The 23,520-nt window shown below is 55.5% G+C and carries 18 protein-coding genes; 7 read left to right on the top strand and 11 right to left on the bottom strand.

Going from position 1 to position 23,520, the window contains the following annotated elements; all coding sequences use genetic code 11:
• The first annotated feature begins 213 nt into the window (after positions 1-213).
• Positions 214-1,605, top strand: a complete 1,392-nt coding sequence (locus CLV84_RS06595; protein WP_104418923.1) for a hypothetical protein — start codon at positions 214-216, stop codon at positions 1,603-1,605.
• On the opposite strand, the gene CLV84_RS06590 is transcribed toward CLV84_RS06595, so the two are convergent.
• The 3 genes from CLV84_RS06590 to CLV84_RS06580 are packed head-to-tail and all read right to left on the bottom strand — an operon-like array spanning position 1,599 to position 3,694.
• Positions 1,599-2,912: a DUF1684 domain-containing protein gene (locus CLV84_RS06590; protein ID WP_104418922.1), complete on the bottom strand. Its 1,314-nt coding sequence runs from the start codon at positions 2,910-2,912 to the stop codon at positions 1,599-1,601. The genes CLV84_RS06595 and CLV84_RS06590 overlap by 7 nt on opposite strands.
• A gap of 52 nt (positions 2,913-2,964) precedes the next feature.
• A complete protein-coding gene (locus CLV84_RS06585) occupies positions 2,965-3,330 on the bottom strand; it encodes a hypothetical protein (RefSeq protein ID WP_104418921.1) in 366 nt (121 codons plus the stop codon).
• Positions 3,331-3,340: 10 nt separating this feature from the next.
• Positions 3,341-3,694 carry a hypothetical protein gene (locus CLV84_RS06580; protein ID WP_170067595.1) on the bottom strand — a complete coding sequence of 118 codons (354 nt, stop codon included), beginning with the start codon at positions 3,692-3,694 and terminating at the stop codon, positions 3,341-3,343.
• Positions 3,695-3,937: 243 nt separating this feature from the next.
• Between CLV84_RS06580 and CLV84_RS06575 the strand changes: the two genes are divergently transcribed.
• Positions 3,938-6,910: a MopE-related protein gene (locus tag CLV84_RS06575; RefSeq protein WP_104418919.1), complete on the top strand. Its 2,973-nt coding sequence runs from the start codon at positions 3,938-3,940 to the stop codon at positions 6,908-6,910.
• 107 nt (positions 6,911-7,017) lie between these two features.
• Here the strand turns inward: CLV84_RS06575 and CLV84_RS06570 are convergent, their stop codons facing one another.
• Positions 7,018-7,494: a DUF3368 domain-containing protein gene (locus CLV84_RS06570; protein WP_104418918.1), complete on the bottom strand. Its 477-nt coding sequence runs from the start codon at positions 7,492-7,494 to the stop codon at positions 7,018-7,020.
• A complete protein-coding gene (locus CLV84_RS06565; RefSeq protein ID WP_104418917.1) occupies positions 7,491-7,730 on the bottom strand; it encodes a UPF0175 family protein in 240 nt (79 codons plus the stop codon). The genes CLV84_RS06570 and CLV84_RS06565 overlap by 4 nt, the downstream gene beginning before the upstream one ends.
• Before the next feature lie 329 nt (positions 7,731-8,059).
• Here CLV84_RS06565 and CLV84_RS06560 point away from each other — a divergent pair, with 329 nt between their 5' ends.
• Together CLV84_RS06560 and CLV84_RS06555 are read left to right on the top strand one after the other, a co-directional pair.
• The gene (locus tag CLV84_RS06560) at positions 8,060-8,431 is read left to right on the top strand and encodes a winged helix-turn-helix transcriptional regulator (RefSeq protein WP_104419529.1); all 372 of its coding nucleotides are present in this window, start codon (positions 8,060-8,062) and stop codon (positions 8,429-8,431) included.
• Positions 8,432-8,555: 124 nt separating this feature from the next.
• Positions 8,556-9,167, top strand: coding sequence for an FMN-dependent NADH-azoreductase (locus tag CLV84_RS06555; protein ID WP_104418916.1), 612 nt, complete (start codon positions 8,556-8,558; stop codon positions 9,165-9,167).
• Positions 9,168-9,337: 170 nt separating this feature from the next.
• Here the strand turns inward: CLV84_RS06555 and CLV84_RS06550 are convergent, their stop codons facing one another.
• The gene (locus CLV84_RS06550) at positions 9,338-9,985 is read right to left on the bottom strand and encodes an endonuclease/exonuclease/phosphatase family protein (RefSeq protein ID WP_146088739.1); all 648 of its coding nucleotides are present in this window, start codon (positions 9,983-9,985) and stop codon (positions 9,338-9,340) included.
• Between the two features lie 94 nt (positions 9,986-10,079).
• On the opposite strand from CLV84_RS06550, the gene CLV84_RS06545 reads away from it, so the two are divergent.
• Positions 10,080-10,409, top strand: a complete 330-nt coding sequence (locus tag CLV84_RS06545; protein ID WP_104418914.1) for a hypothetical protein — start codon at positions 10,080-10,082, stop codon at positions 10,407-10,409.
• Positions 10,410-10,638: 229 nt separating this feature from the next.
• Positions 10,639-12,453, top strand: coding sequence for a GmrSD restriction endonuclease domain-containing protein (locus CLV84_RS06540; RefSeq protein ID WP_104418913.1), 1,815 nt, complete (start codon positions 10,639-10,641; stop codon positions 12,451-12,453).
• Between the two features lie 240 nt (positions 12,454-12,693).
• Here CLV84_RS06540 and CLV84_RS06535 read toward each other — a convergent pair whose 3' ends face one another.
• The 5 genes from CLV84_RS06535 to CLV84_RS06515 form a co-directional block, all read right to left on the bottom strand.
• Positions 12,694-15,561, bottom strand: a complete 2,868-nt coding sequence (locus tag CLV84_RS06535) for a type I restriction endonuclease subunit R (RefSeq protein ID WP_104418912.1) — start codon at positions 15,559-15,561, stop codon at positions 12,694-12,696.
• A gap of 368 nt (positions 15,562-15,929) precedes the next feature.
• On the bottom strand, positions 15,930-16,865 hold the full coding sequence (locus CLV84_RS06530) for a DUF4272 domain-containing protein (RefSeq protein WP_104418911.1): 936 nt from the start codon (positions 16,863-16,865) through the stop codon (positions 15,930-15,932).
• Between the two features lie 3 nt (positions 16,866-16,868).
• Positions 16,869-17,927, bottom strand: coding sequence for a restriction endonuclease subunit S (locus CLV84_RS06525; protein WP_104418910.1), 1,059 nt, complete (start codon positions 17,925-17,927; stop codon positions 16,869-16,871).
• Positions 17,927-19,171 (bottom strand): restriction endonuclease subunit S, encoded by a 1,245-nt coding sequence (locus tag CLV84_RS06520; RefSeq protein WP_104418909.1) that lies wholly within the window; start codon positions 19,169-19,171, stop codon positions 17,927-17,929. The genes CLV84_RS06525 and CLV84_RS06520 overlap by 1 nt, the downstream gene beginning before the upstream one ends.
• Positions 19,172-19,232: 61 nt before the next feature.
• The gene (locus tag CLV84_RS06515; protein WP_104418908.1) at positions 19,233-20,786 is read right to left on the bottom strand and encodes a type I restriction-modification system subunit M; all 1,554 of its coding nucleotides are present in this window, start codon (positions 20,784-20,786) and stop codon (positions 19,233-19,235) included.
• Between the two features lie 210 nt (positions 20,787-20,996).
• Here CLV84_RS06515 and CLV84_RS06510 point away from each other — a divergent pair, with 210 nt between their 5' ends.
• On the top strand, positions 20,997-23,441 hold the full coding sequence (locus tag CLV84_RS06510) for a hypothetical protein (RefSeq protein ID WP_146088738.1): 2,445 nt from the start codon (positions 20,997-20,999) through the stop codon (positions 23,439-23,441).
• The last annotated feature ends 79 nt before the right edge of the window (positions 23,442-23,520 follow it).

The raw sequence follows: 23,520 nt of genomic DNA, 5'->3' as shown, positions 1-23,520 counted from the left end.
CTGCCACCGCCAGCGTATTCTCCCGGGGCGGTACCGGCCATGCGTAGCCCATGGCTAAGGCGCCACAGGGGTTGTAGGCCTTAGCGCAGTAGGTCAGGATTGCCGGCGGGGCTCCGGAAGCTATTGCTTCCGGTAGTAGCTAGACGCGGGTGCGTAATCCCATAAACCGTTCGTAGCCGGGTTACCATTCACCAATGGCGGGATAATCTACGTATGCGACACGTACTATACATCCTCTCCTGCGGCACGCTATGCTTCTTCGGCTGCCCCGACCCAACCGATATCCTGGAAGAAGAAGCCACGACGGGAAAAATCTTGTTCCAGCTGGCCGAGGACTGCGGCGGCGGAGCCTTGGATATCTACGTGAATGAGCAGTGGATCGGTACCCTCGACACGTATCGGAGCGACGGAGGACCCTTTTGTGGCGACGCTCCAACCCTCGATCACCTGGCTACGGACCTGCCCTTCGGTACGCATACCGTTCGCATCGTCGCCCAGGGCACCGGCGCCCAACTGACGGACGCGGTTTTCATTTCCAGTAATACGGATTGTACGCCGTTCCGTATCCTTTGTTCCCGCTTCGGTGCAGCCGGCGGAGGTGGAGGCAGCGGCGGCGGCTCGGGTAGTGGGGCTCCGGGCAGAATCATCTTCCAACGCAACAGCGACTGTGAGACGGGGAACTGGGACGATTACTACCTCGACGGGGCTTTCGTTCATCGCAACACGAAATACTGGCCGGATGGCGGTCCGGCCTGCAACTGGACGCCCGACAAGGACCACATTGTCATCCTCGCCAACCCGGGGTCGCACACGATAAACATCCGCTCGGAAGCCGGTGGCTCGTGGACGGATGAGGTGACCGTTACCAGCGACGGTTGCCTGGAATACGCGGTTACGTGTAGCATGCTTTCGGGTAATAATGGCGGTAGCGGCGGTGGCGGTGGCGGCACCGGAAGTACCCCGCCCGGGAAAATCATCTTCCAGCGCAACGACGATTGCCAAGCCGGGTGGGTCGAATACTACATCAACGATCAGTTGGTCAAACGGAGTTCCTACCTGTGGCCGAACGGCGGGCCGTACTGCCATTCCGCCCATGACGAAGACCACATTACGGCCTGGGTAGATCCCGGGACCTACACGCTCAAGACGGTCTCCCAGGCGGGGGGAACCTACACCAGCCAGGTCACGGTGAGCAGCGACGGATGCGTGGAGTATCCGGTGACCTGCAGCATGCTATCCGATGGAAACGGCGGTGGTGGCGGCAATAGTGGAGGGGGCGGTGGAAGCTGTGACTGGAACAGCGCAACGCAGTTCATCACCGTTGTTGAAGCCGTAGTTGGTACCCGTTGTAACAGCGACAACAGCATCGAGGTCACCGTACGCAATGATTCGAACGGCTTCATCAAAGCCGGCATTTGCCTGCAGCGCGCCAACGGCACCTGGTACAGTACGGTAGACGGCACCTTCAATGAAGGATTGGCTCCGGGTAAAACGAAGAACTGGTACCTGTGCGAGGCTACCGGCAGCTACGGAATCTGGGCTATGTCCATCACCGATTATTTAGCGAATGATTGCCGCTACCCCACTGACGCGCAGTGTCAATAGGCCGGCGGCGCTTTAACCCCGACCTCCACCGCAACCCCCAACGTATTCTCCTCCGGCGGCACCGGACAAGCATATCCCACCGTATACGCGCAGTAGGGGTTGTAGGCCTTGTTGAAGTCCAGCACCAGGGTGCCGTCCTGCGGGAAAGGGATGTCCAGGTAGCGCCCGCCGCCGTAGGTGCTTTTGCCGGAGGTGGCGTCGCGGAAGGGAACGAAGAGCCGGCCGGTCGGGGTGTCGTCGGTGCGGGCGTCGTGGAGGAGCATTAGCTCCTGCGCTCCGCCGCCCAAATCGAATTGCGCGCGGCCGTATACGGTGTAGGTGACGGAGCTCCCGCTGCTGGTGAGCATGGTGAGCTCGGCGCCGGTGGTATCCGGTACGAAGTCGGCCACGACGCGGTAGGCCTCGTCCACGGGGAAGAAGTCGTGGCCCGCGAAGGTCTCCCGCTCCGCCTCCGGGAGCGGCGAGGTGCCGGGGTGTCGGTACTGCTCGTCGAGGGCGACGCGGAAGGTTTTCATCTCCTGTTCGTAGGAGGTGTAGGCGGTCTTGAAGAAGCGATCCTTGGTATAGGTACCGTCGGGGTTCGGGTAGATGTACCGGAACTCGTTGCCCTCGATCTCGTAGACGTTGACGGTGCGCTCCCCCGCCGTCGGCAGCGGATTATCCCCGCGGGGCGTCAGGCGGTAGCGGCTGTTCGAGCGCCACTCCACGTCGTAGCGTAGTGGTACCGCGCCTACGTATTCGGTTTGGACGTTTCCTTCCCGGCGTACGAGGGTGGCCGTGCCGGGACCGGTGGGCTGCAGGTATTCGCCGTCCATGAGCTCGCGCAGGTCGTAGCCGAAATCGCGGTGGTAGAGCAGGCTGTCCTTTGCTCCCTTGGCGGCGAGCCCGGTGGCCACGAGTTCGGCTACGTAGGTACGCAGCTGGGACTGCACGGAGGTCTGGTCGGCCGCCAGCACCTTTGCCAGTACCGGGCCGGCGGAGGACTCCATCGTTTCCTGCAGAGTGGCAATCTCGCCGGGGGAGAAGTCGGCCAAGGCCTGCCGCACCGCCATTCCGTACCGCAGCAGTGCGGTTTCCCGCACGAGGGGCATGACCGCCTCGATGAACGCCTCGTCCGCGTCGTTCTCGCGGAAGACCGCATTCGCCTCCAGCGCCCGCACGAAGCGTTGCTGGAAACCTTCCGCGGTGTAGAGCCGGTCGATGAGGTCGGCCAGCGGATCGGATTCGACGTCCGCCTGCGAACGGGCGATAAATGGTGTCAACAGCAGCAGGCAAGTGCCGAAGAAGGAGCGTAGGGAGTGGTGCATAGCCCCATAAAATTAGCGTAAATATGGCGGCGGAGCGCGGGTAGAAAGCGAATTAGCGGTCGGGGGCCCGCAACAACAGATACACATTGTACCCCGGCACCAGCAACCAGGCCAGCGATCGCCCGGTGGCCCGCATGCGGTTGATGCACACGACAACCACTACGTAGGCGTACAGCGCGAACGCGTAGGGGTAGACTTCGGGAGCGAGGTCGATGGGTCTGCTTCCGAAGACCAGCCCCCGGTTCGGGCCCCGGCGGGCGGCGAAAAAGTGCAACACGGTCGGCACTCCAAAGAAAATGATGATCGGCATCACCGCCAGCAGGATTGCGAATACCCCGAAGTATTCCCGACTGATGCGGCGGCGGGGGTCGTAGAGGTCTTTGAGGAAGATGCCTTCCGGAGGGGCGGTTGGGGTCACGGCGATAAAATTAGCTCGCGTGGCCGTGATATCCTCCAGGATGCGCGCCGGCCGTGGTCCGCTCCGCCACGCGGATACCGGTTGCGTGCAGGGCTGCGGCATCCGCCGGGGGTAGTTCGGGTGCAAGTGCTGCGATGGCCCGGTTGAAATAGTCCCATAGCTCCAGGCTGGAGTAGCCGGCCATCCCCGCCAGCATCACCAGGTGCTCGGTTTCGTAACCGGCTACCAGCGCCGCTACGGCCCAGTCGACCAGTTCCTGGCTGTCGAAGTTGGTCAGCTGGCGGCGGGCCTGCAAGTGAAGAAGGGTGTAGGAAAGATCCATGGCGTAGCGAGAGATACGGGCAACCCGATAAGTTTCTGCCACAGCCCCGCATACCTACCCTACTGCTCTATTCCGACTTTTAAAAATTTAGGTAGGGGGACGTATTGCTAAATTCCCCGGCACTCCCGTAGCTTTAGTACGACCGCACGGGCACCACCGAAAAACCCCATCCCAGACGTTGATCATCGACAAGGGCGGGTAGTAGGCTTGTCTGGTTGTCAATCGCGCCGGAGGGGGCAGAAGGAGTGTCCGGACGGATGTCCGTTCACCGCCAGATTCATCGTCATGCCACTACCCTTCCGGATAGCACCGCCCCCGCGGGCCGTCGTCCTTACCGTACTCACGCTACTCTTCGCGCTTGCCGGTCTGCGGGCCCAGTTAGCGGGCACCTACACCATCGGCGGAGCGGGGGGCGATTTTCCCACCTTCACGGCGGCCGTGACGGCGCTGCAGGCGGAGGGGGTATCCGCCGCGGTGGTCTTCGACGTCGCCGAGGGGACCTACAACGAGCAAATCACCATCCCCGCGATCGCCGGTACGTCGGCCACCGCCACCGTCACCTTCCGGCCGGCGCCGGGCGTGGCCCGCTACGTGGACCTCGAATACGCGGCCTCCTCGGATTCGGACAACTACGTGATCCGCCTGAGCAACGCCGCCCACCTGCGCCTGCTTCGCCTGGGCGTAGCCGCCACCTCCGGCTTCTATCACCGGGCGCTGGAAGTGGTGAACGCGGCGGAGGATATCGTGATCGAGGGCAACCGTTTCTTCTCGGACGCGGCCGTACCCGTAGCCGACCCCATTCAGGCGGTGGTCTATCTGCACCCCACCACGGCCACCGGCATCCGCATCCGGGGCAACCGAGTGGAAGGGGGAACGTACGGGATCTTCTTCCACGGCACCGGCGATGTCCTGCCTACCGACACGGAGATCACCGACAACCAGGTCGACCGCTTTTTCTACGGAGGTATCTACCTGGCAACACTGCGGGGCGGGGCGGTAATGGGCAACCGGGTATCGGGGCCCGTTACGTTTAACTACGGAGAATGCGGGATTTGCCTCAGCAACTGGACGGGCAGCCCGGAGACCCCCGCGCTGGTAGCCAATAACATCGTGACCCTGACGCAAGGGGTGGCCGTGCGCGTTTCCCGGGTCGCCGACTTCCTGGTATACCACAACAGCGTCTACGGCGCCGGGCGCCAGGTTATTCCCTTCCAGCTCGCGGATGCCCGAGCCATAGCGGTGAAGAACAACATCTTCCGCGCGGACCTGGCCCCCGCGGTGGAGCTCTCCGCCATCGGGGGTGACCTGGAGATGGACTACAACATCCTGTTCAGCAACGGAGAGGTCCTGGGGCGCTACGGGGGGACCTCCGCGGAAGACCTGGCTGACTGGCAAACCGTATCGGGGCAGGATGCGCATTCCTACAGCTTCTTTCCGGTGGCGGATCCCCCGTCGCCGGAACTGACCACGGGCGGCTTGGCGGTACCGGAGGTGACCACCGACATCGACGGTAAACCCCGGGGCAATCCCCCCAGCATCGGGGCCGTGGAGTACGCCAATGCCGACAGCGACAACGACGGGGTTGACGACTCCGACGACTGCGACCCGCTCGACCCTGCGGTCTACCCGGGGGCGCCGGAAACCTGCGACGGCCTGGACAACGATTGCAACGGCCTGGTCGACGACGTCATGGGGGAACCCTGCAACCTGGGCACCGCCTTCTGGCTGGAAGCGGAGTGCGGCACGGTAGGGGCCAACTGGCGGGTGGAAGCGGATCCCGACGCCGCGAACCAGGCTTTCGTATTCGCCCCGGACCGGCGTCATACCACCCGGCCGCCGGCGGACGAGCCCGAGAACCGCATCCGCTTTACCGTCGAGCAGGCCACCGCGGGAACGTATGCCCTGCACGTCCGCGTCCTCGCCCGCAATGCCTCCGAGGACTCCTTCTGGGTGCGTGCCAACGACGGTCCCTGGATCCGGTGGAACAACATCCCCGGTGTACGCAACTTCCGGTGGGCCACGCTGCCGGAGCCTTTGATCCTGTCTGCGGGTACTAACACCCTCGATATCGCTTTCCGGGAGGGGAAAACCCGGTTGGACAAGGTCTACCTCGCCCAGGACCCAATCGCCCCCACGCGATTCGGCGAGCCGGCCACGAACTGCTCCGAGCTGGCGCCGCAGCCCCCCACGGCGATCGCCTTCGCTTCGGTGACCCGCGGCGTGGCCCCGCTGACCGTCCGGCTCGATGGCAGCCGCAGTTTTGACTACGACGGCACCATCGCCACCTACGTTTGGAGCTGGCCGGGCGGCGGCGCTACGGGCCCCACCCCGACGGTGGACTTCACGGCCGGCCACTACGCCGTCACGCTGACGGTTACCGATCTGGACGGCTATACGAATGCCGCTACCCTTGACCTTCTGGTCACCGAACCGGAGGACATCCCCTCCGCCCCACCCTTTGCCTTCGAGGCGGAGTGCGGGGCCCGCGATCCCGGCTGGCGGGTCCAGGCCGACGGGGCCGCGAGCGGGGGGACCTTCACGACCTTCACGGACCGTATTACCGGCACCGCGGCCCCGACCGAAGCGGAAGCCTACCGGAACCTGTATTTTGATTTCGCGACCGCCCGGGCCGATACTTTTTACCTCTTCCTGCGCCTCGACGCCCCGGACGTCGGACGAAACTCCTTCTGGGTGAGCGTAGACGACGGAGCCTGGATCCGGGTATGGCGGGAGGCCGACGGTCGGGCGTTGCTCACCAACGGTTTCGAGTGGCGGGGTGTCCTGGATGCTGCCGCCCGGCCATACGCCTTCCCGCTGGCGGCCGGGCGGCACACCGTTACTGTAGCCCCCCGGGAGCCGGGGACCCGGCTCGATAAGCTGATTGTATCGCCGACGGTGGAGCTCCCCGCCGGTTTCGGACCGGCGGCAGCGGGCTGTCCGGAGCATTCCGAAGCCGCAGTCGCCCGCCCGCTCATCCCGTCTACCCCGCTGCCGGCTTCCACCGTGGCGGGGAGCCTGGACTACTTCCCGAACCCCGCCGCGGACCAGCTCACCGTCCGGCTGAACGACGCCTACCGCGGTGAGGTGACCCTTACGCTGCGCGACGCCCTCGGCCGGCCGCTCCGGCAGTACCGCTACCCGAAGGCGGGAACGGTGCTGCGTACGGAGGTACCGGTCATCGATCTTGCTCCCGGATTGTACTACCTGGAAGTGGGCGAAGGAGAGACGCTGCAAACGCGGCGCTTCGTGAAGGGGTAGCGGAGTTGCCGGAAGCCCTACCCGAGCGCGTGCCCCTTCAGAAATCGGGTACAAGCCTCGCGGACCATTTCCGGCGCGTTGTCGATGGCGCCAGGTTTAGCGGCATTTTATTCTTCTCCCAGAGCGGTAAGAACTTTAAGGATCAGGCTACTATTCAATCGAAAGCCGTTGTGCTGAATCCTTTCAATTAGTGGCTTAATTGCTTCGAGGTGGCCATTTCTCTTCGCAGCGATTAATACACCTAACAGTCCTACAATTTTCACCCCTTTCTTTTCGGCAATTGCTCGGCCTTTGTATTCATCGATGACCAAATAGTCAGCATTTAGTTCTATCGCCAATGCTATAGCCTCGGATTCACCTAAGTCCAGTTCCTCTAAGAGTTCTGTAATCAGGGTCTGATCCTTCGGATATTCTGTTCGTATCCAGTCAGACTGTTCTATCGCCCCCTGTTGACCTTCGATCCGGTAAAGTTCTCGCCTGACCGCAGGAGGAATTATAATCGTGCCGTAAAGGGACCGCAATACATCGAGGCGATCAATTTGATGCAGGTTGGTGATGGTCGAAGTGTCACTTACAACGATCATAGTGTGATCCCTAGATTCTTCAAATCCGTATCTAGGTCCTGTTCTGAATATTTAATATCAATCTCCCTTTCAGCCAGGGCTTTTTGAAATTGCAGATAGTTTAATCCACTTAGTTCACTGGCTTTTCCAAAGCTTAGCCGTCCCTTATCGTACATGTAACAGGCTAGATCCGTTAGCAGATCCTCACCCGACAGCTGTGCCTTTTGTAGCACTGCATCTGGTATGATTAAGGCCATAGTCCAAGCTTTAGAATGAAAACGCAAAAATCCCTACCGAGGGTTGCCTGTCTTCACAATCTCACAGGCTTGGGGTATACTGAAGAATCAGACCCATCGGGATTAGGGTAAGCGCGTCGACCATTTGGCGAAACCTCATAGCGTAGGGCGGATTCCGCCCGGTCGACCAAGTCCTGGCTGTCAAATTTGCGAAGCAGGCGCCGGGCGTGTAGCTCTATAGCATGAAGAACGGTGGGCGGAACGGGATTAGTTCCCGGCGCAACCCCCCGCGGCTTTCGACTGTATATCCTACCGCTATCCGATCCGTACTACCCAAACCCAAAGAAACCATGCTCGACGTTCAATCTCCCGTCTGCAAATCCCACCACCGGGCCATGCGTGACACCCTCGACGTGATCAGCGGCAAGTGGAAACTCCTGATCCTCTCGGCCCTGAAGGAGCGCACCGTGCGCTTCAATGAGTTGACCCGCGAACTCGAGATCTCCCCCCGCATCCTGAGCCGCGAGCTGAAGGATCTGGAGCGGAACAAACTGGTGAAGCGCACGGTACGCAAGACGCGCCCGGTAACGGTGGAGTACGAGCGGACGGCCCACGCCGCTACGCTGGACCCCCTAATCGAGGCCGTATACGAATGGGGCTACCTGCACTACGAGCGGGTAGCCGGCACGAAGCGGCCGCACGACCCGACGGAGGCGGAGTAGTTACATCCGTGTAAGCGGTTACAGAGGTGTAACCCATTGCGCCGCCGGGGGGCGGTACGGGTTGGTTGGGTTGTGTAGGCTCGCGGGCGTTTTGCCCGCCGGGCGCACCCCAAACAACCGAACCATGAAAATCCTACAGATTATTTCCAGTCCCCGTGGGGAAGCTTCCTACAGCACCCAGCTCGCCGATGCGATCGTGGACAAGCTGACCGCCGCCGAAGCCGGCAGCAAGGTGGTCGTCCGCGACCTGACCGCGCCGCCCTTCCCCCACCTGGAGGAGGTCCACCTGCAGTCGTTCTTCACCCCCGAGAAGGACCACTCCCCCGAGCAGCGCGAAGCCGTCCGCCACTCCAACGAGGCCATCGCCGAACTGAAGGACGCGGACACCATCGTGATCGCCGCGCCGCTGTACAACTTCGGCGTCTCGTCGGTACTGAAGTCGTGGATCGACCACATCGCCCGTGCGGGCGTCACCTTCCGCTATACGGAGTCCGGCCCCGAGGGGCTCGTAAAAGGCAAGAAAGTATATATCGCCCTGGCTTCCGGCGGCGTGTACTCCTCCGGCCCGGCGGCGGCTTACGATTTCGTGGCGCCTTACCTGAAGGCTGTCCTTGGTTTTCTGGGGATGACGGACGTGGAGGTACACCGCGTAGAGGGCACTTCCCTGCCGGACCTGAAGGACCACGCCCTGGAGAAGGCAATTGCCGGCGTGGACGTAACCGGAGTGACCGTATAATCGGCCCAGCCGCCCCTCAGCCTTCGTTCCGGAGTAGGGTACTAATTTATGAGCGGCGGCGCGCAGGTCCACTGAGTCGCACGCTGGTCCGCCGAGCGATAGCTCGTCTGCCCAGCGTGCCCAGTGCCCGTACTCTCTACAGCCCGGCCGGAAAGCTGGCACCTTATCGTTCAGAGGGCCAGCGTACCCCATACAACCGGATGATCGCTAAGGGTCACGGGGTCGTCGATCGAATACCGGAGCTGCAGATCGGGGGAGTGTAGGAGGTGCTGCACGCTACGATCCTCCCGTTCGGTAGGCCACGCTAGCCCGGTTGCCACGGCGAGTTCCCGGACCCGCTTGGCGCCAACCCGGTTGTACGACCCCGTGCCGCGGAAGTTGAAGTCGCCGGCCAAGAGGAAGTCGGACCCCGCCAGTTGCCGGATAACAGCACATTGCTCCTGCACGCGATCGCGGTAGGTTTTATCGGACCAAGTCGCCCAGCGGTCCTTGATAGTGAATACGCAGCCGTAGACCCGAAGCCCATCGACTTCGGCGGCTACTTCGTTGATATCATGTATCTCCGGCAACTTGCGCAGCTCCCCCTTAGCGTATATACCGACCTGGTGGTACCGGTTAGGCGGGTCCATATTCCTCCCCCGCCGCAGGTAGGGCGACTCCTCACTGAAGACGGCGGTGTAGCCAGGAAGGTGTAGGGCGGCGTTGGCTTCGGTTAGGATTAGCACATCAGCGTCGAGATGTAGTAGGTAGTCTCGGATGGAATCGAACCGTTTAGTGTTTTGAATGGGGTGGTCCAGGTTCCAGGTGGTTACCCGCATGGGGAAATTGGTAAAGTGAATGGTTTCCAATACATTTAGCGCTCAGGCACATGGCCGCTTTTGCGGTGACTTACTCCCTAAAAACCTATCTGCAATGTCTAAAGCAGCTTCCATTTTACCTATTCCGGTCAAGCGGGAATCATTTGACGCCATTTTAGCCGGCACGAAGAAAGAAGAATACCGCGCCTTTTCCCCCTTTTGGATTTCCCGCCTGGCCACTGTGAACGATCAAGGCGAGATCGAGAGCTTGCGGGAATACGACATTGTCCGCTTCCGGCATGGATCCAGTTCGAATTCCCGCATCATGGATGTCGAATTTAAGAAGATCGTGATTGAGGAATACACGGATGAGCCGGAGGATAGCGAGGAGCGTTACGGCTTTGCTATTATCCTCGGTGAGGTGCTGCAGACGGAGAATGTGTAGGCGGGCTATACTGGTACTGTAGCTACCTTGGTGGTCCTGAGCTCTTCAAAATTTATCCGTGGCCGAATCCATATTCCTGCTCGACGAAGACAGCACCCTCCGCGAACTGACCGAAGTAAGTCTACGGCGGTGGATGATGGTAAACGCGAACTAGGTATCCTGTGCAGTCAATACAGCGCTAGTAAACAATCTACTACCTTAAAGCGAAATTTTGTTTTAACCTCAACAAATGACTGTATCACCTTCTCTCACGCAGAAATACAACGTTAATCAGCAACCCATCGAGAACATACTGGCTTGGGTTCGGTCAGGGGAAATTGCCATCCCAGAAATCCAAAGACCGTTTGTGTGGGACAGGTCCGGTGTCCGCAATTTGATGGATAGCTTATTTAACGGCTATCCGATTGGATACATCATTGTGTGGAAAAATCCGGATGTCCGGCTGAAAGATGGTAGTCTTTCGTCGGGAAAAAAGATCCTGATCGACGGACAGCAACGCGTCACGGCCCTACGAGCCGCCATCAATGGTGAATACGTCGTTAACAAATCCTATAAGCGGATTCGCATCAAAATTGCTTTCAATCCCCAGGAAGGAAAATTTGAAGTGCAAACACCCGTAATCCGCAAAGACAAAGTTTGGATTCCGGATATTTCAGAACTCTTCGTCGGCAACGGCAATGCTTTTACCGCGATCAGTAGCTACCTCACCAGCAATCCTGAAGCCAATCAGCAGGCGGTCATTCAGACCATCACGGCGCTTTACGACCTGATGAAAAAGCCAGTGGGGGTAATTGAGCTAGCGCCTGACCTGGATATCGAAACGGTTACAGAAATTTTTATCCGGATTAACTCAAAGGGAGTGGAGTTGAGCCAGGCGGATTTCGCTATGTCCAAGATCGCCGCAAACGAAACGTACGGCGGACAAGACTTGCGCAAGGCCATTGATTACTTCAGCCATCTTGCGGTAGCACCGGAATACTACGAGTATGTCCGGGATAATGACAAAGAATTTGCGAAGACCGATTATTTCGCCAAAATGAGCTGGCTCAAAGATGAGAAGGATGACCTCTACGATCCTTCCTATACCGATATGCTGCGGGTCTCATTCGGTTCCGAATTTAATCGGGGAAAACTGGCCGACCTGGTAAGCCTGCTAAGCGGACGCAATTTCGAGACCCGGACCTTCGAAGAGGAAATCGCCGAGCGCTCGTTTGACAAGCTGAAGGATGGGGTGATGAAGTTCATGAACGAAACGAACTTCAAGCGTTTTCTCATGATCATTCGATCGGCCGGGTTCATCGATCCGGCGATGATCCGCTCCAGCAACGCCGTCAATTTTGCCTATCTCGTGTACCTCACGCTGCGGACGAACGGTACGGAAGCGGCCAAAATTGAATCTTACGTACGCAGGTGGTTTGTCCTAACCATCCTTACCGGACGTGCGGTAGGATCTTTTGAATCCCAATTTGACTACGACTTGAAGCGGATGGCCGGAGTAGACTTCGGTGAATACCTGCAGTCTATAGAAAGTGCTACTCTGACTGAGGGATACTGGGAAGTAGCACTTCCGGAGCAGCATATGGACAGTTCCGTTCGCTCTAGCCCTTACTTTCAGGTGTTTCTCGCCAGTCAGGTCAAGGCCAGGGATAAAGGCTTCCTTTCCCGTGACATCACCGTGGCCGATCTAATCATGCACCGAGGAGATATCCACCATCTCTTTCCCCGAAAGTATTTGGCGAATGAAGGCCTCAAGCGAGGTCAGTACAATCAAATCGCCAACTACGTCTACATGCAGCAGGAGATCAACATTCAAATTGGAGCGCAGTCCCCAGAAGTCTACTTCCGCCGAATTTTGGATCAGATCGACGGTGGAACTATTGGATACGGTGCCATAAATAATCGGCAAGAATTGATTGAAAATCTACGCCAAAACTGTATTCCGGAGTCCATTTTCGACCTTACTATTGATCAGTACCAGGACTTTCTAGTGGAGCGAAGAAAATTGATGTCCGAAAAAATTCATGAGTACTACAAAATGCTTTAGCAATACGGCAGTGTACGCCCATCTTCCGTACAGCAGCCGCACCGAGCACGCACAAACAGCACCTCGAGATTTCCGACATGTTGGGCGTCTTCGCGTCTCCAAAATCGTAGTAGTTATGCCGAACGATCCACTCATAGATCTCACCACCACCTCATAATTTCCCTTCCAGGTCCTCCAGGGCCTTCAGTATGGCTTGCTTTATAATCATGCGATAACAATCCGGCGTTTCCGGCAATCGATCTAGTCGTCGTAAAACTGCTCGAGCAATTGCTGCAGGCGCGATTGAATACGACTCAGTATGGTCGACCTGTTCAGGATACGTGGGGGTACCAGCATGATGTCCTGTACGTCGGCCTGGGAAGCGGTCCGGCCGGTGTACACCGCGGAATTAATGAGTTGCTGAAGCCCACGCTCTTCAAGATTCTCCTCCTGCGCCAAAGCGACGATTGCCCGCTGCTTTTCCCCGCTCATGTAGTTCTCGAATTCCTGCTCCATGTCCGCGTCCTTGCGCACTTTGGGTAGCTCTCGATCGATGAATTTCTCAATGAGTTCGCGTTTGCTGCGCAGTTGCACCTCGTTCGATAAGCGGTTGTCGATCTCCTGGCGCGCGGCTTGGCGCTCTTCGGGCTTCGTAGCCGTGTGTAAGGTCGCCAGTAGACGTATGATGTAGCTGACGTTGATCTGGTCCCGGTGTATCAGCTCGACCTCAAAGTCCACGTCGTTCAGAATGCTCACCTTCTCGACGCTGTGGTCGCTTCGGACCTTATCGCGGATATCGAGATACTTGCTTTTAAAGTCCTCAAAGGTCTGGCTGTCTATGGCTACTTCATCCTCGGTGTAGTTGGAGAATCCTGAAAGGACGTTGTCGATCCGAATAAGTTTTCGGAAGGCCTGCACAAATGCCAGCTGCTCCTCCTCCGAATACAGCCGATCGACCGCCTCCGGATTTGGCGCAATGGCCAGCAGTTCGTTAAGGGCTTCGTCAAAGCGCTCTATGTATACCTCGTACGGCTCTACCAGGATTTCCTCCTTCGCTTCCGGATTGGAAAATAGCGCAATGGCTTCGTCGGTTGCCCCCTTCAGGTTTCGGAAACTGACGATGTTGCCCTGACTTTTTACTTCCCCGATGATCCGGTTCGTACGGCTGAAAGCCTGCACCAGCCCGTGGTAGCGCAGGTTTTTATCCACATACAGGGTATTCACCAATTTGGCGTCGAATCCGGTAAGGAACATATTTACTACTAGCAGAATATCCACCCGGTCCCTATCCAGCGCATTGTCGCGCTCGCGGTCCTTAATCCGCCTCCCGATGTCTTTATAGTAGCTGTAGAACTTGGCACTATCGCGGGTGGTGAAGGCCGTGCCGTACTGCTCGTTGTAGTGGCCGATATATTCTTCTAACCGGTCGCGGGTGTGGGAGTCGGCCGGTCCGTCGTCGTCAAAATCCGGCTCCCCGATCATGCCGTCGGCCGCCTTATCCGGTTCGTTCGCGCGGTAGCTAAAGATCGTGGCGATTCGCAACCCGGCAGTGTCCCGTTCGCGGAACAGGTCGTAGTAGCGAATCAGGTTATCTACGCTGCTTACCGCGAAAATTGCGGTGAATTTCCGGTCGTGCGTTTTACGGCCGTGGTTGGCGATGATCCAGTCGACGATTTTCTTAAGCCGCCGCTCATCGTCTAGCAATTCGCGGGTATCGATGGCCTCAACGTCGATATCCAGGCTCACGTCGTTACCATTCTCCTTGTTCCGATAGCGGCCTACGTACTCAATGCTAAACTTGAGTACGTTCTCATCTTTGATCGCATTGGTGATGACGTACTTGTGCAGACACTTCTCGAAGAGTGTCACCGTGGTCTGCTTGCCACCGGGTCCCGAGTAAGCATTCTCGGCGAAGATCGGCGTACCGGTGAAGCCAAAGAGCTGCGCCCCACGGAAGAAGTCCACGATCCGCCGATGGGTATCGCCGAACTGGCTGCGGTGGCACTCGTCGAAAATAAAGATAACCCGCTTGTCGCGCAGGTGAGTCATGCGTTGTTCGTACCGCCGCCCCGAAATCGCCGTATTGAGTTTCTGGATGGTCGTGACGATCAGATCCGTATCGTCGGCGAATTGCCGCACCAGCGTCGAGGTGTTTTCGGTACCGTCCACGCTGCCCTTGCTGAACTCGTTGAATTCTCGCGTCGTCTGGTAATCGAGGTCTTTTCGGTCGACTACGAAAACGACCTTGTCTACCTCCGGTAGCTTTTTAAGCACCTGCGCTGCCTTGAAGCTGGTCAGCGTTTTACCCGATCCGGTAGTATGCCAGATGTAGCCGTTTTTGCGGCTGTTCTTCACCCGGTCGATGATGGCCTCCACGGCATAGTACTGATACGGGCGTAACACCATCAGTACCTTATGCGTATTGTGCTGCACGATGTACTTACAGATCATTTTGGACAGGTGGCACTTCTCCAGAAAGGCCTCCGCGAAGTCTTCCAGCCGCGTGATCAGCTTGTTGTCCGCATCGGTCCAGTAGAACGTCTGTTTGAATTCCTGCCGGCGGTTGTTGGCGTAGTACTTGGTATTGACTCCGTTGCTGATCACGAAGATTTGCACGTACTGGAACAGCCCCCGTGCCGCCCGAAAGCTATGTTTTTGGTAGCGGTTGATTTGGTTGAAGGCCTCCTTCATCTCCATCCCCCGCCGCTTCAGTTCGATCTGGACAAGGGGCAGCCCGTTGATCAGCAGGGTAACGTCGTATCGATTCGCGTACCTACCCTCCTGGCTGATCTGATTCGTTACCTGGTATTCATTCTGGCACCAGTGCTCGGTGTTCAGAAACTGTAGGTAGGCTACCGTGCCGTCGTCGCGATCCAGTTGCATGTGGTCGCGTAGGGTCCGGGAACGGTCGAATACGTTTCCCTTGTCCAGGTGATTGAGAACCCGCAGAAATTCTCGCTCGGAAAGCACCAAGTCATTGTGCTTTTCCAACTGTTGTTTCAGGTTCGCGAACAGCGCCGCTTCGTCCGGTAGGTAAACTTTGGCGTAACCCAGCGTTGACAATTGCTGAACTAAAAGCTCCTCTAAAACGGCCTCTGGCTGAGTGGTGGTGTTGGAAGGTGGGGGCATAATTCTTGGGCGCCGGAGCGCGGGAGAAAAGTCTTAACAGTTCTTAAAAGATCATTACAAAGTTCTAATCTTCAGTGGATTAAATGTATAAATTAGGGGTGCTTCAGTCTAACTTTGGTCTAATTTGCGTCTAAGCGTTTCCATCTAGCCGACTTGGACCTGCCCTGAGGATAACATAATCGTTTCGTTTGTACATGGATAGAGCAATCCTGTACCTATTTCAATCCCAAGCTCGCACAGGTTGACGGTTGTTACTGACACGTCAGCAAATATAGAAATTCGAGCGGGGCCGTTCGACGAAACTGTTCGGTGCCGGGTCGATCCGCTGGCACGCCAAATTTGGCGCCATCGGTAAATCCGTAGGGGGTTTAAGTCGAAGTATCCGTCTGCTCCCAACTCACGTCCGTCCCGTTTCCCCCTACATTGCGTACCCAGTTGAGAGCCCGGTGCCGTTCCAGGCTTACTCCCCGGTCGATGTTCGTTTTGTCGGCCTCACCGTTGAAAAGTAGATCCCGGAAATACGCCGTAACTTTTTCATTCAAAAGATTTTCCTCGTATATCTCGCCCTTATCCCGCAGGCGGAGCGTTTGCAAGAAGGAGGGTGGACAGCCTCCTACGGCGGGTACCCGCTCGCGGAACGTCTCTATCGCGTCGGCACCGTCGGCGTCCAGGGGCGGCAGATCGTCTAGCAAGCCTACACACCAGGCCAGCACGATCGCGCCTTCAATGCACCAGGAAATTTCGGCTTGTACTTCTTCCCCGGGATTCTCATCCGCGAGATATTCGCGTTCCCATGCGGACAAGTCCTTCCAGAGTTCGCTGATTCGAACCCGGTCTTCCACCCAGGACCGGTCTTCCGGCGCGAAACTGATCCACGACAAAGCGTAAAGGATTAGCATGCGGCGACCGATTTCCTGCGGCGACTTGAACTTCACGCCCTCGTAATTGAGATACCGTAGGTCCCGAAAGCGGGAGTCGCGGATGCCATGACCAATCAATCGCTTTTCCAGACGCTTCTTGCGGGCGGTAAGAATGGGATCACCCTGCTGCTCGAGCGCGGCAACGAGCTCCGGGGTCTTATACCACTCCGCGTGGGGCGATTTTGTACCGCACCCTAGGCATTGGGTAGTTTCCCACTGCTTGTTGCAGGCGGGACAGCGGCCACTGGTGTCGAAGGTATTCCATACAAACCTACACGAACACTGCCACCGCGAAGACTTGACCGGCTCCCACGCACAGGTGGTGCATTGGATAATTAACCCGTCGTTCCTGTTACCGGAGAGGAGATTGCGTAGCCAGCCCATCAGTCAAATATATTTCTGCTGTTTGACGCCCTTGTCGAACTCAATCAAGGCATCGAGCTTACCTTTCAATAACTGCTTTCTCTTAGCGAATGCATCCATTGTAGCAACTATGGTTCTCATTACTTCTGTTGGAGGTGACGGAATCAAAAATTGCTCAAAGTCTGTGCGGCTTACAAACGGCAGCATCGAGCCTTGTTTGTGAGTATGGTAAAATTTTGCGCTATTAAAGGTTAATACGTATTGATAAAATTTGGATAATATCTCATCCTTGAATAAAACTACCATGCCCTGATTGGCACACTTCTCGTGACCTTCGTATACAGACCATCCATTTCTATCCTGGTTAATCGTAAGTGAATACTTATTATGTTGAAGGTCAACCTTAGTACAACGGACAATCTTTCCAACTCTATATAATGGTGACCTTTTAGACTTCAAAAGGTATTCCACTGAAAGCTTTTGCCAAACCCCTAATTCAAATTGATCTTCTAGCTTTAGTTGGCGTGATAGATAGGTCAGCCTTTGTGTCAAACTCGCATTTAGGCCTTCAATTTGTTTTTCAAAACGTGTGCCTACAAAATCTCCCAATTTTTGAAAAAGCCGTTTAATATCATTTCGGTGCCCTCTGAAAACGTATTGATTAGACCTGATAAATCGTCGAAGGTCGTTGTAAGCGTGATACTGTAGCAATTCAATAGACCCATCTTCGTCCGTCAGAATAAAATGTACTGCCTTATTTCTCAGTTGACTGATCAGGTCAAAGTTGGCCCCGCATTTTGGCACCTCAATTTTGAGTTCATCTTGTAAGCATTTAATACAGTCACTCGGTTTGATGGAATAAAAATCTCCGCTTGCAAAACCACTTTCTGTGACTTGCATCCGCTTTTTCCTATGGACTATTAGTCTCCAGTCTTCGTGTACTATGCGTGCTTTAAGTATAACTTCTATACCAGCAGCAAAATGCAGAACTGAGTACTTATAACGACGAGCGGCAAAATCGTCTATTGACTGATCAATAAAGTTTATGCCACTCTCGTACAATTGCTGGCTGACGGCTTTCATCACACAAACATCTGCTGCAACAACCCCCGCTTAAACGCCTCACCCCCCGCCAGCTGCCGCTCCACTAACGCGATACGATTGTCGAGAGAACGAAGGAATGTAGCTATACGACCTTGCTCTTGAAAAGGAGGAAGATAAAGATTGATATCCTTGAAGAATTCTACAACGCTCACGTTTAAGAGACCGTGATTTCTTGCGCCTTCTTGAGCAATCTTGCTTATTTCGTGGTTAAGACCACCAGCTTCAAAATACTGCTCCATAAATTCTGGCAGTACCTGATCATCGGCGATCTTAAAGCAAATGTAAAGGGTTGATAAAACACCTTGGTCGTACTCGTTTAGCCTTTTTATAGCGCCGTAAGGGTAACCTTTTGAATAACTTTTATTGTAGGCAAACTCGCCGCGCTTTAAAAGATAATATCCGGTGACGTTATTTGCTGCAACTGACTTATTAAAGTAGTCTTGTTGATTTACCAGTCCTTGTTGTGCTGAAATGGTTAGTATATTTTGATTGTTGTCTTTGTTTTTGCGCTTCACACGCTCAAATACCTTGCCAAACTTTACAGTGCGAAGAGGTATAGAGGATTCACTATTGTTGCCATCCTTTTTTGCGTCTCCCCCAAACACCCGCTGCATCACCCCCCGCTTATACGCCTCCAGCAACTCCCGCTTGCGCCGCAGCGCCCGCAGCCGCCCGTCCACCGCGGTGAGGAAGGCGGCTATTTTTTGTTGCTCGGGGAGGGTGGGAACTGCGACCTTAAGTGAACGAACTCCTTGAAAATTCAGTCCTTCACGCCCACTTCCAGCTTGGTTTCGAAACAGCTTTTTCTGTCCGTTAAACGAAGAGAGGTATGCCTGATAAAACTCGTTTGAGTAATTGCTCCTTAGTCGAATAATACAAACGTGCTGATTCACATTGCCTTCTTTGAAATATTGGGGAACGACACAACTGCGTCCAAGTGATGCTCCCGTAATATTTAGTAGAATATCACCCGGTTTCACAGTACTTCCCCTCATCGCTTCGTGTGTGGCTTCTGTTATGAAGGCAACATCACCTGTATCAAGGCAGTCATTATTCACATTCTGACTCCGAATAAATATTACACCTGAGTTAACGTAGACGGAAGATCCGCCTTTTGGTGTGCTACCACTACCGACTTTAATGGTTGCTTTTCCTAGCTTTTCGGTTATCCACTTCCCTGAAAACCTTTTAAACCGAAGCGAAGGCACTAAATCCTGTTTCATTGCTTTTACTTAAAATTCACGGCACATGCGACCGCGCAAAAAAAATAAAGGTTGGTATATTCTAGAAGGGCGGATCGATTCCCAACTCCCGGCAAAAGCCCGCGATGACTTTCTCATTTTCGCCCAGTTCTCGGTCAAGCTCGCGCAGCTCGGCACTCACCGCGGCCAGGTCCACGGGTTCTTCCTCCTCGAAGGTGTCGACGTAGCGGGGAATGTTGAGGTTGTAGTCATTCTCGGCTACCTCGGTAAGGGGGGCTACGTGGCTGTACTTCTCTTGGGTAGTCCGTTCGCGGTAGGTGGTCACGATGCGGTCGATATCCTCCGGGCGGAGCTTGTTCTGGTTCTTGGCCTTGTCGTAGTGCTCGCTGGCATCGATGAAGATGATGTCGTCGGGTTGCTCGCGGCACTTTTTGAAGACCAGGATGCAGGTGGGGATGCTGGTGCCGTAGAAGATATTGGCGGGCAGGCCGATGACGGCGTCGAGGTAGTTGCGCTCTGCGATCAGAAAACGACGTATGTGCGCCTCCGCGCCACCACGGAAGAGGGCCCCGTGGGGTAGTACCACCGCCATCTGTCCGTTCTCGGCCAGCTGGTGGATCATGTGCTGCACAAAAGCGAAGTCGGCCTTACTCTTCGGGGCCAGGCGACCGTAGGGGCTGAAGCGGTCATCCCCGTTGAAGAGGTCGTTGGCGCTCCACTTAGCGGAGAAGGGCGGATTAGCCACCACCGCCTCGAAGCGCTCGTCGACGTGCTGGGGGCGTTCCAGCGTATCCTCGTTGCGGATGTCGAAGCGGTCGTACTTCACCTGGTGCATAATCATGTTCATGCGGGCCAGGTTGTAGGTGGTACGGTTCTGTTCCTGTCCGTAAAAGTGACCGACGTCTTCAACCTCCTTCCGCACCCGCAGTAGCAGTGAGCCGGATCCACAAGTGGGATCGTAGACAGAGCGCAACCGCTGCTTTCCGGTGGTAACCAGCCGGGCCAGGACCGAACTGACTTCCTGCGGCGTATAAAATTCACCCGCCTTCTTGCCCGCCCCGCTGGCAAATTGGCCGATCAGATACTCATACGCATCACCGAGAACGTCGGCGTCGGTATCCTCCAGGGCGAAGTCGATCTTGTCGAGGTGGCTGAGCACCTTGCTCACTAGCTTGTTCTTATCCTGCTCGCTCCGCCCGAGTTTGCTGCTGGTCAGGTCGAGGTCCTCGAATAGGTTATCGAAGTCGTCCTCGCTCGCCGTACCCATCGTCGAGCTCTCGATGTTTCGCAGAATCGCGGTGAGGTCTTCGAGAATGAAATCGGTACGCTGCGCGATGTTGTGGAAGAGTTCGTCGGGGCGCAGGAAGTAGCCTAGTTCGTCTAGGCAGGCTTCCCGGATGGCTTCCAGGTAGTCACCGTACTGTGGATTGCTTTCGTCCAGCCCGTCGTAGAGAAAGCCGTCCGCCTCCTGCAGCAGCTTGTCGTTGACGAAGTTCTCCAGCTGTTCAGACAGGAACTTGTAGAAGATGAAGCCGAGGATGTAGTCGCGGAAGTCGTCCGCGTTCATTTTGCCGCGCAGGGTATTGGCAATGTTCCAGAGTTGGGCTTCTAGCTGGGCTTTGTGTTGGTCGGACATGGACGGAGTGTGGCAAATTTAGGGTCAAGAGATGAAGACCAGGAAAAACAGATCGGACGGCAATATAGGGCGGCGGGGCGCAGGTGCATCATTATACGAAAAGCGTGAGAAGGGTTACTTTTCTGATCTCACTGGGATAAGTAGACGAGCGTGTGAAATACGTGCCGCCCCTTAACCTATCCTGCATCGATTTTTAAACCTCACTGATCTATGTCTAAGACACGCTTGTATTCATTTTTCTTAATGAGCGTTGTGACAACCTGCGTCTGGGGGCAGACTATGGCACCGCTACAAGAACTTCGTAAGGGCTATCAGATATCTAGCCTAGATGCGGTTGGCAATCAGTTATACTTCGTGTCGGAGAAATGTGATCTATTTTTTTCTTACGATCTAATTTGGAAACAATTGAGCACCTACCCCCTAGACCATCCGGAAAAGCAAGCGGAAGTGGAAGGCGTGGCGGTTTACGGTTCTACTTTGTTCTACGTGACCGAATCGAGCGCTGACGGCAACCAGAGCAAAGTTTGGGTAAAGCAGATCGGCTCAAAGGACGTCGCCATTGAACTTTCTCTGCCGGACGATCCTGATTTGACGAACGATGGTAGTCAAAACCTGGGGCTGGAAGGCATCGAAGTGTCCAGTAGTGGAAAACTATTATACTTAGTTCGGGAGCGTAATGGTGAGGGAAATGCCGAGCTGTACGTGTACAACATCAACTACGAAGGCGATACACTTTCGCTTTCCCCGATTGACGGCGTAACTAATCCATATACCATACAATTAGGAGCCGGGGAAAGAATTACAGGTTTAGACCTGCCGGGGGAGGAAAACATCCTTTACCTATTGCATACCAAAAAGGGAGTAACCTACCACGCTGACAAACTTCCCCTGGACGATAAGGGCTTGCCTCTGGACATTAAGATTGCGGCAGCAGCGCTGGAGTCCATCGATTTCACTAAATCCACGAATGCGTTGCCCCCTTCCGTGAGCAGTAATCTTGAAGGAATTGCTTCTACCTCCGGCCAGCAGCTTTACTTGACCAGCGATAACGTCCAGGGAACAGGTAACTGTAGTCAGTTGAGTACGTCTCGCACATTACTAGCCCTAGCTAAAACTGATGGAACTCTCTTGGACCTGACCAATCCGGGCAGATTGCCAGAATCTACTGCCTGTGATTTACTCTTCCCGGATCCTTTACCCGGTGCCTTGTCCCTCAGTACCACCCCAGTTAAAAGAGACACCTGCTGTTCTAGGGGAGACAAAAACAAGGAAATTAACCATAGTAACTTCCCCCGAGTGCATTTTGACTTTACATGTTTGTGTACAATTACTATCCCCAAGGATATAAAGCGGGGCGAATTTTACCAGGTCGTCATCGATAATGTGAACCTGAACGCTTACGACATCGTCCTAAATGCTACCGATACGGTACGTAGTCGGGCACTCCAGTTTCCCGGTTTCGGCGCCTTGGATCCCACTAAATTGGCGGGATTGATTACCGCCTTGCCTGGAATTGAAATTTTAATTCCCACGGTATCCGATGGAAGTGGGAACAATAACAAAGGACGACAACCATTATTAGGCAGCCAAACACAGTCATCGAATAAGATCAATGAAATAAATCGATTAGTAGAGTCACTTGGCGACTACGATAGGCGATTCCGCACCTACCTGACCCGACTAACTCAACTCAACCAAAAGCTATTGGCGCTGGAATCGCGCTACCGTCTCTACATGACCACCAATCAAACGTCCCTCAACGGCGCCGGCGGGACATTGGACCTGGAACAGGAATTTCATCAGTTTCTTACCGTGAGCGTCCAGCTCTCCCGTCTCAAATGTCAGGTAGATGAAGAACTAGGCAAACTGAGCGGCATTTTAGCTAGCCCCACCAATGTGGAGCTACTGGCTAACCCTCAACTGAAAGAGGTCAAAGCCTATGCCGGTGAAGTGAAAGCGGCATATAGTGGATTGTCCGACCTGATCGGCAAAGCCATTGATCGGATAAAACCCGACCGTGTGGCGGAATTGCTGCGGTCCGCCACTACGCTATCTTCTACCGGTACGTATGTATCATTACCCATCCAGATGAACGGCGAAGAGGCGAAGGTTGATATTCAGTTCCTACCTAAAGACTCCTTCTCCAACCTCCAAAAATTCGTGCTACCCACCGTGCGCTTCCCGGAAAATCCTTTTTACTGGTCGGTAGGATCTAGTATGTACTACGCTAAATTCGAGCCCGAGCGCATCGGCGTTACCGGAGTTCGGCAGAACGATACGTCGACGGTCTATACCGCGCAAGAACTCGATCCGCTGAATGGGGAGATCGGTGCCGCCCTGTTAATACGCGGTGGAAAGCGGTTTTCTTCTGACGAGCATCCGAAGCTGGCAAGTCTCGGCGCGGGTTGGCACGTAGCTGCTGGTACGGGCCTATCCCTTGGGGAGGTCGTAAGGCCACGCGGCATGCTCGGAATAGGACTCACTTTTGGCCACGACCACAGTCTGGCCGTCGATGCCGGGCTTATCGTGGGGTATTCGACTGTAGTGAGCGACGCCATTGACCTAGATCAGGATTTTAGTGAACCGCCTAATGTCCTGCAGAATAATCTACAGAGCAAAATATTCCTTAGTATTGGTTATGCTTACCGCTTTTAAGGTGTTTTGGGGTCAGGGTTGAACCTGCTCAGGAAAGTTGACAATGACTCTGCTTCAGATTTGGCTAATTGTTTAGCTG

The sequence above is a fragment of the Neolewinella xylanilytica genome (assembly GCF_002934605.1).
Classification (GTDB): domain Bacteria; phylum Bacteroidota; class Bacteroidia; order Chitinophagales; family Saprospiraceae; genus Neolewinella; species Neolewinella xylanilytica.
The sequence above is the reverse complement of the archived record's forward strand: the minus strand, read 5'-3'. Positions and strand labels throughout refer to the sequence as shown.